1 protein-coding gene is annotated in these 1,565 nt (G+C 56.3%); it reads left to right on the forward strand.

The features are described from left to right. Positions 1 to 98: 98 nt before the first annotated feature. Entirely contained in the window at positions 99 to 1,400 is a 1,302-nt protein-coding gene (locus HZU72_RS23555) for an IS1380 family transposase (protein ID WP_179917458.1), read from the forward strand. The last annotated feature ends 165 nt before the right edge of the window (positions 1,401 to 1,565 follow it).

Raw genomic sequence — 1,565 nt, forward strand, 5'->3', positions numbered from 1 at the left:
CTAGCCCGGATTTCTCACAGGGTATAAAAGAAAGCGGCTGAAAGTGTTAACGTTTCAGGGCCTTACACCAAAAACCAACACCAACAGCCGCTTCCAAAATGGTACCTGAAAAGCTGACCTTCTCGCCACTCTCTCGCCGCCAAATTGAAGCCGACTTCTCCGGGGGCCACATTACGTCGGACGCCGGATTACTCCTGCTTCGTGAAGTCGATAAACAGCATCGCCTAACACGCCGCTTGGCCGCCGTGCTTCATGATCCCCGCTCACCGGAACAGGTTCGTCATAAGCTCGACACGTTGGTTCGTCAGCGAGTGTTCGGTGTCGCCGCTGGCTATGAAGATTTCAACGACCATGAGGCCCTGCGCTATGATCAGGCCCTTCAGACAGCGCTCGGTGAAGAGGATACGCTGGCAGGCAAGTCGACGCTGTGCCGGGTGGAGCAGAACGCCGATCGGCAAGCAATAGTGAAGGCCCATGAGTTGCTGTGGCATCACTTCATTGAACAGCATGACGAACCACCCAAGGAGATCGTGCTGGACTTTGATGGCACCGACATCCCCGTGCATGGCGAGCAACCCGGCAAGTTCTTTAACCGTTATTACGATCACCACTGCTACTTCCCACTGTATGTCTTCTGTGGGCGCCACTTACTGGTGAGCTATCTGCGCACCAGTGACCGCAGCGACAGCCGCCATAGCTGGGCGATCCTCGCCTTACTGGTACGCTTTATCCGTCAATACTGGCCCGATACGCGCATCGTGTTACGAGGTGATAGCCACTTTTGTCGTCCCCGGATGCTGAACTGGTGTGATCGGCATCACGTCGACTACATCGTGGGAATCGCAAAGAACAGCCGGCTGCTCAAGGAAGTGGACGTCCCCATGATGCTGGTGCGCAAGACCCAATGGCAGGTGGGAGGGAAAGTAGCGGGGACGTTCCGCTTCCAGTATCAAGCCCGCTCCTGGAAATACCCACGCTGGGTGGTGGCCCGCCTAGAAGAAGGTGAGTTAGGCTCTAATCCCCGGTTTATCATCAGCTCTCGTTACGATGACGGCTTCAAGCTTTACTACGAGCAGTACTGTGCCCGGGGTGACATGGAGAACCGGATCAAGGATCAACAACTGAGCCTGTTTGCTGACCGGACCTCCAGCACGCACTGGTGGGCCAATCAGTGGCGGCTGATCTTGTCGGGCTTCGCTTATACGCTGTTCGAGCGGTTACGGACTTACCTGAAGCACACGCCCTTCGCGCGCATGAGTCCAAGCAACCTGAGGCTCAAGCTCATCAAAGTAGGCGCGGTCATCCTCCGCAATACGCGCCGCATCCGGGTGTTGATGAGTGACAGCTACCCCTATAAAACGGCGCTATCCGATCTGGTCAGGCGGTTGGTGCCGAACTGACTGCTCGGGCGCCCCCGGCCCGACGCAATGGGGGAAAGGGGGAAGTGTGTCTGAAGGACGGAAAGTGGTTAAAAAGTAGCCGATGTAAGTCGAGCCAGTAGGTGTTTAGCGGTGTTACAGCCTGAGTGCGGTACTGGCTGAGGTACTATGAGAAATCCAGGCTAG

Origin of the sequence: Vreelandella sedimenti (assembly GCF_013416325.1) — a bacterium.
Classification (GTDB): domain Bacteria; phylum Pseudomonadota; class Gammaproteobacteria; order Pseudomonadales; family Halomonadaceae; genus Vreelandella; species Vreelandella sedimenti.

Bases quoted from the DNA above. Each gene is read 5' to 3' on its own strand.
- HZU72_RS23555 (WP_179917458.1), top strand. From the start codon at position 99: ATGGTACCTGAAAAGCTGACCTTCTCGCCACTCTCTCGCCGCCAAATT.